At 74.1% G+C, this 15,218-nt stretch carries 13 protein-coding genes and 1 tRNA gene; 13 read left to right on the top strand and 1 reads right to left on the bottom strand.

Going from position 1 to position 15,218, the window contains the following annotated elements; all coding sequences use genetic code 11:
* The first annotated feature begins 75 nt into the window (after positions 1–75).
* On the top strand, positions 76–948 hold the full coding sequence (locus ACI79D_RS04790) for an endonuclease domain-containing protein (RefSeq protein WP_456917169.1): 873 nt from the start codon (positions 76–78) through the stop codon (positions 946–948).
* A 50-nt stretch (positions 949–998) separates the two neighbouring features.
* On the opposite strand, the gene corA is transcribed toward ACI79D_RS04790, so the two are convergent.
* Positions 999–2,105, bottom strand: a complete 1,107-nt coding sequence (corA, locus tag ACI79D_RS04795; protein ID WP_456917170.1) for a magnesium/cobalt transporter CorA — start codon at positions 2,103–2,105, stop codon at positions 999–1,001.
* A gap of 120 nt (positions 2,106–2,225) precedes the next feature.
* Between corA and ACI79D_RS04800 the strand changes: the two genes are divergently transcribed.
* From ACI79D_RS04800 to ACI79D_RS04855, 12 genes are all read left to right on the top strand, one after another.
* Complete coding sequence (locus tag ACI79D_RS04800) at positions 2,226–3,728, top strand: amino acid permease (RefSeq protein WP_456917171.1); 1,503 nt, start codon at positions 2,226–2,228, stop codon at positions 3,726–3,728.
* 102 nt (positions 3,729–3,830) lie between these two features.
* Positions 3,831–4,463 carry a hypothetical protein gene (locus tag ACI79D_RS04805; protein WP_456917172.1) on the top strand — a complete coding sequence of 211 codons (633 nt, stop codon included), beginning with the start codon at positions 3,831–3,833 and terminating at the stop codon, positions 4,461–4,463.
* Between the two features lie 32 nt (positions 4,464–4,495).
* Positions 4,496–6,289 (top strand): methionine--tRNA ligase, encoded by a 1,794-nt coding sequence (gene metG, locus ACI79D_RS04810; RefSeq protein WP_456917173.1) that lies wholly within the window; start codon positions 4,496–4,498, stop codon positions 6,287–6,289.
* Complete coding sequence (locus tag ACI79D_RS04815) at positions 6,286–7,173, top strand: TatD family hydrolase (RefSeq protein ID WP_456917174.1); 888 nt, start codon at positions 6,286–6,288, stop codon at positions 7,171–7,173. Before metG ends, ACI79D_RS04815 begins: the two co-directional genes overlap by 4 nt.
* A 52-nt stretch (positions 7,174–7,225) precedes the next feature.
* The gene (locus ACI79D_RS04820) at positions 7,226–8,065 is read left to right on the top strand and encodes a hypothetical protein (RefSeq protein ID WP_456917175.1); all 840 of its coding nucleotides are present in this window, start codon (positions 7,226–7,228) and stop codon (positions 8,063–8,065) included.
* A gap of 327 nt (positions 8,066–8,392) precedes the next feature.
* Complete coding sequence (locus tag ACI79D_RS04825) at positions 8,393–9,496, top strand: ubiquitin-like domain-containing protein (RefSeq protein WP_456917176.1); 1,104 nt, start codon at positions 8,393–8,395, stop codon at positions 9,494–9,496.
* A 148-nt stretch (positions 9,497–9,644) separates the two neighbouring features.
* Positions 9,645–10,376 carry a 16S rRNA (adenine(1518)-N(6)/adenine(1519)-N(6))-dimethyltransferase RsmA gene (rsmA, locus tag ACI79D_RS04830; protein ID WP_456917177.1) on the top strand — a complete coding sequence of 244 codons (732 nt, stop codon included), beginning with the start codon at positions 9,645–9,647 and terminating at the stop codon, positions 10,374–10,376.
* Complete coding sequence (locus ACI79D_RS04835; RefSeq protein WP_456917178.1) at positions 10,373–11,332, top strand: 4-(cytidine 5'-diphospho)-2-C-methyl-D-erythritol kinase; 960 nt, start codon at positions 10,373–10,375, stop codon at positions 11,330–11,332. The genes rsmA and ACI79D_RS04835 overlap by 4 nt, the downstream gene beginning before the upstream one ends.
* Before the next feature lie 133 nt (positions 11,333–11,465).
* A tRNA-Gln gene (locus ACI79D_RS04840) sits at positions 11,466–11,538 on the top strand.
* A 52-nt stretch (positions 11,539–11,590) separates the two neighbouring features.
* Positions 11,591–13,069 (top strand): bifunctional UDP-N-acetylglucosamine diphosphorylase/glucosamine-1-phosphate N-acetyltransferase GlmU, encoded by a 1,479-nt coding sequence (glmU, locus tag ACI79D_RS04845; protein ID WP_456917179.1) that lies wholly within the window; start codon positions 11,591–11,593, stop codon positions 13,067–13,069.
* A gap of 46 nt (positions 13,070–13,115) precedes the next feature.
* A complete protein-coding gene (locus ACI79D_RS04850) occupies positions 13,116–14,096 on the top strand; it encodes a ribose-phosphate diphosphokinase (RefSeq protein ID WP_456917180.1) in 981 nt (326 codons plus the stop codon).
* A 358-nt stretch (positions 14,097–14,454) separates the two neighbouring features.
* Positions 14,455–15,168 carry a 50S ribosomal protein L25/general stress protein Ctc gene (locus tag ACI79D_RS04855; RefSeq protein WP_456917181.1) on the top strand — a complete coding sequence of 238 codons (714 nt, stop codon included), beginning with the start codon at positions 14,455–14,457 and terminating at the stop codon, positions 15,166–15,168.
* The last annotated feature ends 50 nt before the right edge of the window (positions 15,169–15,218 follow it).

The raw sequence follows: 15,218 nt of genomic DNA on the forward strand, positions 1-15,218 counted from the left end.
GGCCGATGTGTGCACAAGACGTTCGCTGTGGACGACGGGAGAGGCCGCGCGGGCCGGCTGGGCGAGCGTGCGCGCATGCCACCCGCGACCCCTCTCCCCGAATCGCTGCGAGGCCGCGTCTTCCGCGGGACCGACGTGGTGGACCGCGGCCTGCTCACTCCCGCGGCGTTGCGCGGCCCGTCCTGTCGCCGGGTCCACCGGGACGTCTACGTCGACGCGCGGGTGCCCGACTCGCATCGGCTGCGTGCCCGAGCCGCGGCTCGGGTCCTCCTCCCCGGTGCGGTCGTCTCGGGCCTGAGCGCCGCGGTCCTGTGGGGCGTGGAACTCGCCGACGAGCGGGACGACGTGGAGGTCGTCCTGGGGCCGGGAGCGCATCCCCGCCGCATCCCCGGCGTCCGGGTCCGGCGACTGCCGCTGGACCCGGACGACGTCCGGGTGCTGGACCGGGTGCGTCTCCTCTCGCCGGAGTCGGCGACCGTCCGGGCTGCGGCGGTGCTCGCTCCGGACGACGCCGTCGTCGCCATCGACCGCGTGGCCGTCGCGGGACTCGTCGACCTCGGGTCGATCCGCGCTCGGGTCGACGTCCCAGGTGCGGCGTCCGCCCGCGTCCGACGGGCCTGTCGCCGAGCGGACGGCTGGGCCGAGTCGCCGCAGGAGACCCGGTTGCGCCTCCTGGTGGTCGACAGCGGGTTGCCGGCGCCGGTGGCCCGGTACGTCGTCCGGCACGAGGGGCACGAGGTCGCCCGGGTCGACTTCGCGTGGCCCGAGCTCAGGATCGCCGTCGAGTACGACGGCGCCTGGCACGCCGAGCCCGGCCAGTTCGCGAAGGACCGGAGGCGCCTCAACCGACTCCAGGCGGCGGGTTGGACGGTCGTCTTCGTCACCGCATCGGACCTGCACCGTCCCGCGCAGCTCGTGGCGACGATCCGGGCGGCGCTCACCCGATGACGGAGTGTGCACACACCGCGAATCCGAGCGGCAGCGGACCCGAGGAGCCCTCAGAGCCAGCCGTTGCGCTTGAAGCCGCGGTACAGGAGCACGCAGGCGCCGATGATCACCAGGAGCACCAGCGGGTAGCCGAAGCGCCAGTGCAGCTCCGGCATGAACTCGAAGTTCATCCCGTAGATCCCGGCGATCGCAGTGGGGACGGCGATGATGCCGGCCCACGCCGAGATCTTGCGCATGTCCTCGTTGTCGGCCTGAGAGGTCCGGGCCAGCGACGCCTGCAGGATCGAGGTCAGCAGCTCGTCGAGGCCGGCGACCTGGTCGCGCACCCGGATGGCGTGGTCCTGGACGTCGCGGAAGTAGGACCGCATCGGCTGCGGGATCACGTCGATCTGCCGCTCGGCGAGCCGCTGCAGCGGGACCTCCAGCGGCGACACCGCCCGCCGCAGCGACATCAGCTCGCGCTTGAGCTGGTAGAGCCGGCCGATGTCGTCGGTGCGCCGGTCGCTGAACACCGACGCCTCGAGCTCGTCGACGTCCTCCTCGACCGCACCGGCCACGTCCACGAAGTCGTCGACGACGTGGTCGGCCACCGCGTAGAGGACCGCGGCGGGACCAAGGCACAGCAGCTCGCGCTGCTCCTCCAGGCTGCGGCGCAGGTCGGCGAGCTGACCGTGCTCCCCGTGCCGGACCGTGATCACGTGGTCCCGGCCGAGGAAGACCATGACCTCGCCGGTGTCGACGACCTCGCTGGTCGCGGTGAGCCGGTCGTGCTCCACGTACGTCGCGGTCTTGAGCACCATGAACAGGGCGTCGTCGTAGCGCTCCAGCTTGGGCCGCTGGTGGGCGTAGACGGCGTCCTCCACCGCCAGCGGGTGCAGGCCGTACCGCTCGGCGATCCGGCCGAGCTCCTCCTCGGTGGGCTCGTACAGCCCGAGCCACACGAAACCGCCCTGGGCCACCGCCGTCTGCAGCGCCTCCTCCGGGTCGACCGGGGCCTGCCGGCGTCCGTCGACGTAGACGGCGCAGTCGACGACCGGGCCCACGCCGTCGGGCCGGCTCGGCGTCGCCCGCGGCGGTCCCGCCGGACGCGGTCGCAGCGTCGGCGGCTCCGGCAGCGGCCCGCCCGGCGTGCTGCGGGGGATCTCCGTGCCGGTCATCCCTGGCTCCTCCTCCTGTCCCGTCCAGCACGTCAGCGTAGGCATGCAGGCTCGCTGCACCCGTGTCACGCTGCCGGGAGGAGCTCGGCCGGGTCGGCCGGTGGACCGCGAGGAGGCGCCGTGGCCGCGAACACGCGTCGGGTCAAGTCCGTCGAGGACTCCATCCGCGACACCGACGAGCCCGAACACCGGCTCAAGAAGAACCTGTCGGGTCTCGACCTCACGGTGTTCGGGGTCGGGGTGATCATCGGCACCGGCATCTTCGTGCTCACCGGCATCGTCGCCCGCGACCAGGCCGGCCCCGCGGTCGCGATCTCCTTCGTGATCGCCGGCGTGGTGTGCGGTCTCGCCGCGCTCTGCTACGCGGAGTTCGCCTCCACCGTGCCGGTGGCCGGGTCGGCGTACACGTTCTCGTACGCGACCTTCGGCGAGTTCATCGCGTGGATCATCGGCTGGGACCTCGTGCTCGAGCTCGCCCTGGGCGCCGCCACGGTCTCGGTGGGCTGGTCGGGCTACCTCAACCAGCTGCTCGGCGACGTCGGCACACCGCTGCCGTCGTCGATCGCGGGTGAGACGGCGACGGTGAACATCCCGGCGATCGCGATCACGCTGGTGATGACCGGCGTCCTGATCCTGGGGATCAAGCTCTCCTCGCGGGTCACCGCGATCATCGTGGCCATCAAGCTGGCCGTCGTCCTGCTCGTGATCGTCGTCGGGCTCTTCTACGTGACGGCGGACAACTACTCGCCGTTCGTCCCGCCGGCCGAGCCCGCGCCCGCGGGGGAGGGCGGCTGGCTGCACACGCCACTGATCTCGGTGCTCACCGGGTTCAGCCCCGGCCTCTACGGCTGGGGCGGGGTCCTGGCCGGCGCGGCGATCGTGTTCTTCGCCTTCATCGGCTTCGACATCGTGGCGACCGCCGCCGAGGAGACCCGGGACCCCAAGCGGGACATGCCGCGCGGGATCCTCGGCTCGCTGGCCATCTGCACCGCTCTCTACGTGGCGGTCTCTCTGGTGGTCGTGGGGATGCAGAACTACACCGAGCTGAGCGCGACCGCACCCCTCGCGGGCGCGTTCTCGGCCAACGGGATGCCGGTCTTCTCGAGCATCATCTCGCTCGGCGCGCTGGCCGGGCTCACCTCGGTCGTCATGATCCTGATGCTCGGTCAGTCCCGGGTGCTGTTCGCGATGAGCCGTGACCACCTGCTGCCGCCCGGCTTGGCGAAGGTCCACCACCGGTACGGCACCCCGTACCGCATCACGATCGCCACCGGGATCGTGGTCGCGCTGCTCGCCGGGTTCGTCCCGCTCACCGCGCTCGCGGAGCTGGTGAACATCGGCACGCTCTTCGCCTTCTTCCTCGTGTCGATCGGCGTCTGGGTGCTGCGGCGCACCCGTCCGGACCTGCACCGGTCCTTCCGGGTGCCGTGGGTGCCGGTCCTGCCGATCGTCTCGGCGTTGGCCTCGCTGTGGCTCATGGCGAACCTGCCCACCGATACCTGGCTGCGCTTCCTCGTCTGGATGCTGCTCGGCATCGGCATGTACTTCGTGTACGGCCGTCGACGCAGCCGGATGGCCACCGGAGAGCGGCTGCCGGCCGCCGAGAACATCGCCCGCCGCTGACTCCCCCGGAGGGGTGAGGCCCCTCCCCGCGGGCGTTCAGCGGGCTCCCGCCCGCGCCGACCCGACCGGTGACCGTCGTCCCCGGCCAGGGAGAGCAGCCCCGTGGCGAGCACCGTCCTCGACCCCCGCCCCACCGTCGCGCCGGTGGCGCCGGCGCGGCGCCGTCCGCCGGTGACGGTCGTGGCCGCCGCCGGGGTCGCCGGGGTGGAGGCCGTGGCGCTGGTCGCGGGTGCGCTCACCGGCCTCGACGGCCTGCTGCTGTCCCCGCTGCGGCCCTCCGGGCTGGTCGTCGCCGTCGTCCTGCTGGTCCTGGCCGGCTGGGTGGTGCTCTGCGCCGGCGGCGGAGTGCTGCTCGCCGACGGCTCGGGGCGGCGCCTCCACACGGGCGTGGCCACCGCCGAGATCGGGCTGCTCGCCGTCCTGCTGGGCCTCAGCCTCGGGACGCCGCTGCTCGACGGCCTGCCGGCGTCCCTCCCGGGGCCGGCCCTGGCCCTGATGGCGCTCGGTGTCCCGGTGGGCAAGCTGCTGCTCGCCGGCGCCCCCACGGCCGTGGCCTGGGTGGCCGCCGGGCCCCGGGCCTCGACCCGGCCGCCGGAGCCGGCACCGGCGCACCCTGCCCTGCGTGCCGCCACCGTCGGCGTGATCGGCCTGGCCCTGCTGACGATCGCTCTCGTCACCCCCACCCCGCCGGAGACGCCCGGCGGCGCGGCGACGGCGGGCACCAGCCAGCGCTGAGCCGGGTGGACGGCGCTCCGTACTGTTGACGTGTGAGTGATCGGCACATCCTGACCGCCGTGGCCTGGCCCTACGCCAACGGTCCGCGGCACATCGGCCACGTCTCCGGCTTCGGCGTCCCCTCGGACGTCTTCAGCCGCTACCACCGCATGGTGGGCGACCGGGTGCTGATGGTCAGCGGCACCGACGAGCACGGGACGCCGATCACGGTCGCCGCCGACGCCGAGGGCGTCTCCCCGCGGGAGATCGCCGACCGGAACAACCGGGTCATCGTCGGTGACCTGCAGTCGCTGGGGCTGTCCTACGACCTGTTCACCCGGACGACGACGGCCAACCACGCCGCGATCAGCCAGGAGATCTTCCTCGGGCTGCTCAAGAACGGGTACGTCTTCCCGAAGACGACGCTGGGCGCGATCAGCCCGTCTACCGGGCGCACCCTGCCCGACCGCTACATCGAGGGCACCTGCCCGATCTGCGGCTACGACGGCGCCCGCGGCGACCAGTGCGACAACTGCGGCAACCAGCTCGACCCGGTCGACCTGATCAACCCGGTGAGCCGGATCAACGGCGAGACGCCGAAGTTCGTCGAGGAGGAGCACTACTTCCTCGACCTGCCGGCCTTCACCAGGGCGCTGGGCACCTGGCTGGACAGCCGCTCGGGGTGGCGCCCCAACGTCCTCAACTTCGCCAAGAACCTGCTCACCGACCTCAAGCCGCGCAGCTACACCCGCGACATCGACTGGGGTGTGCGGGTGCCGCTGGAGGGCTGGATCGACCGCCCCGACAAGCGCATCTACGTGTGGTTCGACGCCGTCGTCGGCTACCTGTCGGCGTCGATCGAGTGGGCCCGCCGGTCGGGGGACGACGACGCGTGGCGGCAGTGGTGGCAGACGCCGGACGCCGACGCCTACTACTTCATGGGCAAGGACAACATCGTCTTCCACGCCGAGATCTGGCCCGCCCAGCTGCTCGGCTACAACGGCGAGGGCGACAAGGGCGGCACGGCGGGGTCGCTCGGCCGGCTCAACCTGCCCACCGAGGTGGTCTCCAGCGAGTTCCTCACCATGGAGGGGCGCAAGTTCTCCTCCTCCCGGCAGGTCGTCATCTACGTGCGGGACTTCCTGGCCCGCTACGACGCCGATGCGCTGCGCTACTTCATCGCCGCCGCCGGGCCGGAGACCCAGGACACCGACTTCACCTGGTCGGAGTTCCGCCGCCGCAACAACGACGAGCTGGTCGCCGGCTGGGGCAACCTGGTCAACCGCTCGGTGTCGATGGCGGCCAAGAACGTCGGCGCCGTCCCCACGCCGGGCGAGCTGACCGACGCCGACCGCGCGCTGCTGGCCACGACGCAGGGCGCGTTCGGCCCGATCGGCGAGCTGCTCTCCCGCAACCGGCAGAAGGCCGCCGCCACCGAGGCGATGCGCGTCGTCGGCGAGGCGAACAAGTACCTGTCCGACCAGGCGCCGTGGAAGCTCAAGGAGGACCCGGCCCGCCGGGACACCGTCCTGCACACCGCGCTGCAGGCGGTCAGCGACTGCAACGCGCTGCTCACGCCGTTCCTCCCGCACTCGGCGCAGAAGATCCACGAGCTGCTCGGTGGCACCGGCGTGTGGTCGCCGGCCCCGCGCGTCGACGAGGTCACCGACCTCGACGACGGCTCGCCCTACCCGGTCATCACCGGCGACTACGCGTCGGCCCAGGCGGTCTGGGCCTCCCGGCCGCTGCAGGCGGGGACGCCGCTGTCCCCGCCCACCCCGGTGTTCAAGAAGCTCGACGAGTCGATCGTCGAGGAGGAACTGCGCCGGCTCGAGGGCGAGGAGTGAGTCGCTCGGCCAGCGCCCGCGCCAACCGGCGGGGGGAGCCGCCGCCGTCCCCGGAGCCGCTGCCGTCCCCGGCGGTCGACAGCCACACGCACCTGGACATCGCCCTCGACAGCGACCGCCGTCCGGACGAGGACGCCGTGGACGCCGAGATCGCCGCCGCCGCGGCGGTCGGTGTCCCACGGCTGGTGCAGGTGGGGGTGGACGTCGGCTCCTCGCGGTGGTCGGCCGAGCTCGCCGCCCGGCACCCGAACGTGCTCGCCGCCGTCGCCCTGCACCCGAACGAGGCCGGCGACGGCGCGGCCACCGACGAGGCGCTGGCCGAGATCGACCGCCTCGCCGGGCTGCCGCGGGTGCGCGCGGTGGGGGAGACCGGGCTGGACCGCTTCCGCACCGGGCCCGAGGGCTGGGCGGCGCAGGAGGCGTCGTTCCGCGCGCACATCCGGATCGCCAAGGACCGCGGCGTCGCGCTGGTCATCCACGACCGCGAGGCGCACGAGGAGATCCTGCGCGTGCTCGAGGACGAGGGCGCTCCCGAGCACACCGTCTTCCACTGCTTCTCCGGGGACGCCGCCTTCGCCAAGGCCTGCGTGCAGCGGGGCTACGTCCTCTCCTTCGCCGGCACGCTGACCTTCGGCAACGCCGGCTACCTGCGCGAGGCGGCGGCCCTCACACCGCTCGACCAGCTGCTGGTGGAGACCGACTCCCCGTTCCTCACCCCGATGCCGCACCGCGGCCGGCCCAACGCCTCGCGGATGGTGCCGCTGACCGTCCGGGCGCTGGCCGAGGTCACCGGCACCGAGCTGCCGCAGCTGTGTGCCGCGCTCACCGCCACCGCCGAGCGGGTCTTCGGACCCTGGGAGGACGGCGCACCGGCTGCTCGCTGAGCGCGGGGAGGACGGCTCTCCCGCTCCCAGGAGAAGAGTGGACACTGATGGCGTGGGCCGCCTCATCGCCGTCGTGCTGTTCATCGCCGTGCTGGTCCCGGGTGTCCTGCTCGCGCGCGCCTGGGCGCTGGCCGCCGGCCGTCGCGCCGTCGCGGGCGCCGCCGTGGACTTCGCGACGCCCACCCCGGAGGGCACCGCCACGCTGCAGCGCCAGGCGCAGCACGGCCGCCGCATCCGCGCGCTGGGCTGGCTGGTCGGACTGGTCGGCATCGGGGTCAGCATCGTGCTGTTCGCCGAGGCGTCGGTCTTCCTGTGGGCGCCGGCCCTGGTCATCGGGCTGCTGGTCGGCGTCGTCCTGGCCGAGGTGACCCGCCCGCGGCCGCGCTGGCGGCTCAGCTCCCCCGCGCGGCGGCCGCGGCGCTCCGAGCAGATCTCCCCGCTGCTGGTCTGGACGATGCGGGCGGTGGTCGCCGCGGAGGTGCTCACCACCGTGCTGATGTGGCGGCGCGACAGCCTGCCCGACTCCGTGGCCTGGGTCGCCCTCGTCGTGCCGCTGCTCACCTGGCTGCTGACCGAGATCGCGCTGCTCCGGGCGGTGCTCCGCCCGCTGCCGGCCGAGGGCGCCGACGTCCCCGTCGACGAGGCGCTGCGCACCTGGACCGCGCACCTGGTCACCGCCGCGGCCAGCGTGCTGGCGCTGCTGCCGCTGGGGACCCTGCTGCTGGCCGCCGGCATCGACCTGGGCGACCGGGTCACCGAGGGCGTGGACCTGCTCCCCGTGGCGCTCGTCGCCGGCGGGTTCGCCGGGCTCGCCGCGGGGCTCGCGGTCGCCGTCTTCCTGCTCACCTGGCTGCGGCCGGTGCGCTCCCGGGACCGCGCGCTCGCCGGCTGAGGCCGTCGGCGCTGCCCCGTCGAGGGCGGCGCCACACTGTGGTGTTGCTCACCGCGCGGACCTCACGCAGCGCATCCGTCACACCCGTCCCACGCGGCACGTCGCTGACTGTGCGTGTCGGCGTGCCCACATGTCGTCAGGTCGACGCTCTGCTTGACTGCTCTCGCCCCGTCGCCAGACGGGCACCAGTCGTTATCGTGTCGTGACCAGCCGGGGTGGGGACCGACCCGGGCGGCGTCGAACCGACCGGGAGCTCCCCTCCTGATCGGCGGCCGTCCGGGGTGCGGGACGGCCCTCTGCCCGGGTTCCGTGACCCCTGGAAGTGTCGTGCCCCGATCGCTGAAGCTCGCCCTCTTCGCCCTCGTCCTGCTCGGACTCGTGGGCGGCTCCGTGGCCTACTACGCCGCCCAGAAGTCCCTGACGCTGACCGTCGACGGGCAGGCGCACGAGGTGAGCACCTACGCCGACACCGTCGGTGAGGTGCTCGAGGAGGAGGGGCTGCAGACCCAGGCGCACGACGTCGTCCTCCCCGACGCGGGGGCGACCGTGGCCGACGGCGACACCGTCGTCGTCAACCGGGCCCGGCCCCTGCAGCTGACCGTGGACGGCGTCGAGAGCGAGGTCTACGTGACCGCGCTGTCGGTCGACGAGGCGCTCGACCAGCTCGGCTACCGCGCCGAGGACCTCCAGGTCTCGGCCAGCCGCAGCGAGCGCCTCCCGCTCGACGGCATGGAGCTGTCGATCACCACGCCCAAGGACGTCACCCTGGTCGTCGACGGCCAGCAGCGGGTCGTGACCACGACGGCGGCGACCGCCGGCGACCTGCTCGCCGAGCAGGGCGTCGACCTCGCCGAGACCGACCGCACCAGCGTCTACGCCGAGCAGGCGCTGATGGACCGGATGCGCGTGCAGGTCTTCCGCGTCCAGGTGGACGAGGTCACCGAGACCACGGCCATCCCGCACGAGACGGTCGAGAAGCAGGACCCCGAGGCCTTCGAGGGCGACCGCACCGTCACCAAGCCGGGCGAGGACGGCGAGCAGGCGACCACCTTCCGGGTCACCGTCACCGACGGCGTCGAGACCGCCCGCGAGCAGGTGTCCACCACCGTCACCCGCGAGCCGGTCACCGAGGAGGTCACCGTCGGCACCAAGGAGCGCCCGGCCCCGTCGGGCAGCATCCCGGCCACCGCCGACGGGCTGAACTGGGCCGCGCTGGCGAAGTGCGAGTCCGGCGGCCGGCCGGACGCGGTGAGCTCGACCGGCACGTACCGTGGCCTCTACCAGTTCTCGCGGGCGACCTGGGCCGCCGTGGGCGGGTCGGGCGACCCCGCCGCCGCGTCGGCCGAGGAGCAGACCCGCCGGGCGCAGATCCTCTACGAGCGCTCCGGGGCCGGCCAGTGGCCGCACTGCGGTCCCCGCCTCTTCAGCTGATCGGACCGACCTGAGCACTCCCCCCGAGCCTGCCTCCGAGCTGCTGGGCCCGGCCGCGATCCGCGACCTGGCCCAGCAGCTCGAGCTGCGTCCCACCAAGACGCTCGGCCAGAACTTCCTGCACGACGCCAACACCATCCGGCGGATCGTGCGCACCGCCGAGCTGACCCCCGAGGACGTCGTGCTCGAGGTCGGGCCGGGACTCGGCTCGCTCACGCTCGGGCTGCTCCCGGTGGCCGCGCACGTGACCGCTGTCGAGATCGACCCCCGGCTGGCCGCCCGGCTGCCGCGGACGGTGGCCGAGCGGCTGCCCGCCCTGGCCGACCGGCTGACCGTCGTCGAGGCCGACGCGCTGCGGGTCCGCGAGCTGCCCGGCCCACCTCCCACAGCGCTGGTCGCCAACCTGCCGTACAACGTGGCAGTGCCCGTCCTGCTGCACCTGCTCGAGCTGCTGCCCACGCTGCGCCGCTCCCTCGTGCTCGTCCAGGCCGAGGTCGCCGAGCGGCTGGCCGCCGCCCCCGGGGCCCCGGCCTACGGCGTGCCGTCGGTCAAGGCCGCCTGGTACGGCGAGGTGCGACGCGCGGGCAACGTCGGGCGCCGGGTGTTCTGGCCCGAGCCCAACGTCGACTCCGGGCTGGTCTCCCTGGTGCGCCGGCCACCGCCGCCGGGCGACCGGGCGGCCACCTTCGCCGTCGTCGACGCCGCCTTCGCCACTCGCCGCAAGGGGCTGCGCGCGGCGCTGGCGCGGTGGGCCGGCAGTCCCGCGGCCGCCGAGGCCCGGTTGCGTGCCGTCGGCATCGACCCGGCGACCCGCGGCGAGCAGCTGTCGGTCGGCGACTTCGCCCGGCTGGCCGCGACCGAGCCCGGCGACCCGGCATGAGCTGGTCCTCGCCGGGCGGACCGGGTCGGCTGGCCGGGGACGGCGCGGTGGTGGCGCGGGCGCCGGCCAAGGTCAACGTGCACCTCGGCGTCGGGCCGCTGCGGTCCGACGGCTTCCACGAGCTGCGCACCGTCTACCTCGCCGTCTCGCTGTTCGACACGGTGACCGTGCGCCCCGGCACGGGCCTCACCGTCACCGTGACCGGGGAGGGGACGGCCGGGGCCGACGCGGTGCCGACCGACCGCCGCAACCTCGTCTGGCGCGCCGCCGAGCTCCTGGCCGAGCGCGCCGGGGTGCCGGCCGACGCCACCATCGCCATCGACAAGTCGATCCCGGCCGCCGCGGGCCTGGCCGGGGGGAGCGCGGACGCCGCGGCCGCCCTGGTCGCCCTCGACGCGCTGTGGGGCACCCACGCCACCCGCGGCGAGCTCGCCACGTTGGCCGCCCGCCTCGGCAGCGACGTCCCGTTCAGCCTGCACGGCGGGGTGGCGCTCGGCTCCGGGCACGGCGAGCAGCTGTCCCCGGTGCTCGCGCGGCAGCGCTGGGACTGGGTGCTGGGGATCGCCGGCGAGGGCCTGTCCACCCCCGCCGTCTACGCCGAGCTGGACCGGCTGCGGGCCGAGGGCCGGGTCCCCGACGGGGAGGACCTCGACCCGGTGGAGCCGGTCATCTCGGCCCTGCGCAGCGGCCCGGTGCCCGCGCTGGCCGCCGCGCTCGCCAACGACCTCCAGCCGGCCGCGCTGTCGCTGCGGCCGGCGCTGCGCCGCGGGCTGCGCGCGGCCACCGACGCGGGCGCCGCGGCGGCGATCGTCAGCGGGTCCGGCCCGACGATCGCCGCGCTGACCGAGGACCAGGAGACGGCGGTGCGGCTGGCCGCCGTCCTGGCCGGTGAGGGCGTCTACCGCACCGTCCGGGCGGTGTACGGGCCGGTTCCGGGAGCCCGTCTGGTCGGCTGAGGGGGCCGCGACGTCGCCCGGTCGGGTGGCCGTCGGCGGGCGGGCGGCCGGTACCGCTGGGGAGGAGGCACCCTAGTCTCCAGGGGGACGCCGACCGGCGTCCGTGCCGCCGGGGGACCGGCGGCGCCAGCAGTGGGGGATGGGGTAATCGGCAGCCCGCCGGCCTTTGGAGCCGGGAAGTCTCGGTTCGAGTCCGAGTCCCCCAGCGATGCAGCCCTGAGCTCTGCGCACCGTGACACTCCAGGCACGAGGAGACCCGTGACCGTTCCACCCGCACCGACCGTCGCCGCCGTCGTGGTCCTCGCCGCCGGTCAGGGCACCCGCATGAAGTCCTCCACGCCCAAGGTGCTGCACGGCCTCTGCGGGCGCAGCATGCTCGGGCACGTGCTGGCCGCCGCCGCGCCGCTGTCGGCCGCGCACACCGTCGTGGTCGTCGGTGCCGGCCGGGAGCAGGTGGAGGAGCACCTCGCCGCGGTCGCGCCGGACGCGCGGCCGGTGTTCCAGGCCGAGCAGCGCGGGTCCGGGCACGCCGCGGCCGTCGCGCTGGACGCCGTCCCCGACGTCGACGGGCCGGTGCTGATCGTCAACGGGGACGCGCCCCTGCTGCGGCCGGAGACGATCGGCGCGCTGGTCGACGCGCACCGCACCGCGGGCAACGTCCTCACCGTCCTCACCGCCGAGGTCGACGACCCCACCGGCCTCGGCCGGATCGTCCGGGACGCCGACGGCGCGGTGACCGCGATCGTGGAGCAGCGCGACGCGACCGACGAGCAGCGCGCGATCCGGGAGATCAACGCCGGCGTCTACGTGGGCGACGCCGCGGCCCTCCGCCGGTCCCTGGCCGGGCTCGGCGAGGACAACGACCAGGGTGAGCAGTACCTCACCGACGTCCTGGGCCTGCTCGTCGCCGAGGGCGCCCGCGTCGGCGGCGCCCGCGCCGAGGACCCGGTCGACGTCCTGGGCTGCAACGACCGACGCGAGCTGGCCGCCCGGCGGCGCACCCTCAACGACCGGCTGCTCGACGACCTGATGCGCTCCGGCGTCACCGTCGTCGACCCGGCGACCACCTGGGTCGACGTCACCGTCACCGTCGAGGCCGACGCGGTGCTCGAGCCCGGCGTCCAACTGCAGGGGAGCACCTCGGTCGCGGCCGGCGCGGTCGTCGGCCCGGACAGCACGCTGCGCGACACCGCGGTGGGGGAGGGCGCCAGCGTCGTGCGGTCGCACGTCCTCGGCGCGGTCATCGGCCCCGAGGCCACCGTGGGGCCGTTCAGCTACCTGCGGCCCGGCACCCGGCTGGGCGCGGGCGCCAAGGTCGGCGCCTTCGTGGAGACCAAGAACGTCGAGGTCGGCGAGGACTCCAAGGTGCCGCACCTGTCCTACGTCGGCGACGCCACCATCGGGCGGGGCGCCAACATCGGCGCGGCGACCGTGTTCGTCAACTACGACGGCGTCGCCAAGCACCACACCACCGTCGGCGACCACGTGCGCATCGGCTCCGACACGATGCTCGTCGCCCCGGTCACCGTGGGGGACGGCGCCTACACCGCCGCCGGGTCGGTGATCACCACCGACGTCCCACCGGGTGCGATGGCCGTCGCACGGGCACGTCAGCGCAATGTGGGAGGCTGGGTGCAGCGACGCCGTCCCGGGACGGCCGCCGCCAAGGCCGCGGAGGCGGCCGGGGATGCAGGGGCCGAGACAGCGCCCGACACTGGGACGACGGGGTCCGAGTAGAGCGGCGGACGGCGACGAACTTCGATCACCAGGGGTAGCAGAGCCGATGAGCGCCATCCGGCAGACACCGAGCAAGAGCCTGATGCTGTTCTCCGGCCGTGGCTATCCGGAGCTGACCGACGAGATCGCCGGGCACCTCGGGGTGACCCCGACGCCGACGGCGGCCTACGAGTTCGCCAACGGTGAGCTGTTCGTCCGCTTCGAGGAGTCGGTACGCGGCTGCGACGCCTTCGTGGTGCAGAGCCACACGGCGCCGATCAACACCTGGCTCATGGAGCAGCTGATCATGGTGGACGCCCTCAAGCGGGCGTCGGCCAAGCGGATCACCGTCGTGGCCCCGTTCTTCCCCTACGCCCGCCAGGACAAGAAGCACCGCGGCCGCGAGCCCATCTCCGCCCGCCTGGTCGCCGACATGTTCAAGACCGCCGGCGCCGATCGGCTGATGACCGTCGACCTGCACACCGCGCAGATCCAGGGCTTCTTCGACGGCCCGGTCGACCACCTGTTCGCCCTCGACCTGCTGGTGTCGCACGTCTGCGAGCGGTGGGGTGAGCGGGACATCACCGTCGTCTCGCCCGACTCCGGCCGGGTGCGGGTCGCCGAGCGGTGGACCGACAAGCTCGGCGGCGTCCCGCTGGCCTTCATCCACAAGACCCGCGACCCGATGCGCCCGAACGAGGTCAAGGCCAATCGTGTCGTCGGCGAGGTCGAGGGCCGGGTCTGCATCCTGGTCGACGACATGATCGACACCGGCGGCACCATCGTGAAGGCCGCCGAGACCCTGTTCGACGCCGGTGCGGCCGACGTCATCGTCACCGCGACCCACGGCGTGCTCTCCGGCCCCGCGGTCGACCGGCTGAAGAACAGCCGGGTCAGCGAGGTCATCGTGACCAACACGCTGCCCATCGAGCCGGCCCGCCAGTTCGACAAGCTGACCGTGCTCTCCATCGCCCCGCTGCTGGCCCGGGCGATCAAGGAGGTCTTCGAGGACGGCTCGGTGACGAGCCTCTTCGACGGCGCGTCCTGACCGTCGTCCTCCGGACGACACCGCGGCCAGGTGCCCGGAAGGACCTCGGCGCCCCCACGCCTCGCACGCTCGGCGCGGGCCCCTGCGCCGAGGCCGCTCGACGCGTGGAGCCCTCCCCGTCCCGCGCCGGGGGACCGCTCCGCGGGTTCGGCCCCACCTGGGGAGCCCTCCGGGCCCCGCTCGGCGGGACCGATCCCGGCTGCCGTCCGGGGCACGTCGCGAGCCGGGTATCCTGTCTGCGTTGCCCGGCGAGGGAGCGGTTCGTCCGACTCCGTGATCGACGTGCGTGTGCCCTGCGAGGTGTGCCGCGCCGTGTGCCGGCTCCAGAACCGATCCACCTCCCGAGGAGCACACCACCGTGGCTGACTTCCGCCTCGTCGCCGAGGCCCGCACCGAGTTCGGCAAGGGCAGCGCCCGCCGCACCCGCCGGGCCGGCCGCATCCCCGCCGTCCTGTACGGGCACGGCCAGGACGTCGTGCACCTGTCGCTGCCGGCCCGCGAGTTCGCCGCGGCGCTGCGCAACGGCGGGCACAACGCCCTGCTGACCGTCGTCCTCGACGGCAAGGAGCAGCTGGCCCTCACCAAGTCCGTGCAGCGTGACCCGCTGACCCGCGTCCACGAGCACGTCGACCTGCTGCTGGTCAACCGCGGCGAGCGGACCACCGTCGACGTCCCGATCGTCGTCGTCGGGCAGCCCGGGGTCGACGCGATCCCCAACCACCAGCTGAACACCGTCTCCCTGGAGGCGGACGCCACGAACCTGCCCGAGACGATCGAGGTCGACGTCACCGGCCACACCGCCGGGCAGAACATCACCGCGGGCGACCTGGTGCTGCCCGCCGGCGTGACCCTGGTCACCGACGCCGAGGCGCTCGTCATCGGCTTCCTCGGTGCGCCCACCGCCGAGGCCCTCGAGGCCGAGCTCGCCGAGGCCGAGGCCGAGGCCGGCATCGAGCGCGAGGAGTCCGCCCCGGCCGAGGCGGGCACCGGCGAGGGCGACGTCGTCCCCGAGCCGCTCGACCAGGGCAGCGGCGAGTCCATGGACTCCGCCGAGAAGTCCGCAGAGAACTGAGTCCGGCGCTGACCGACAGCACGACCAGCAGGGGCGCCGGCGAGGCCGGC

Source organism: Geodermatophilus sp. SYSU D00708 (assembly GCF_054050115.1).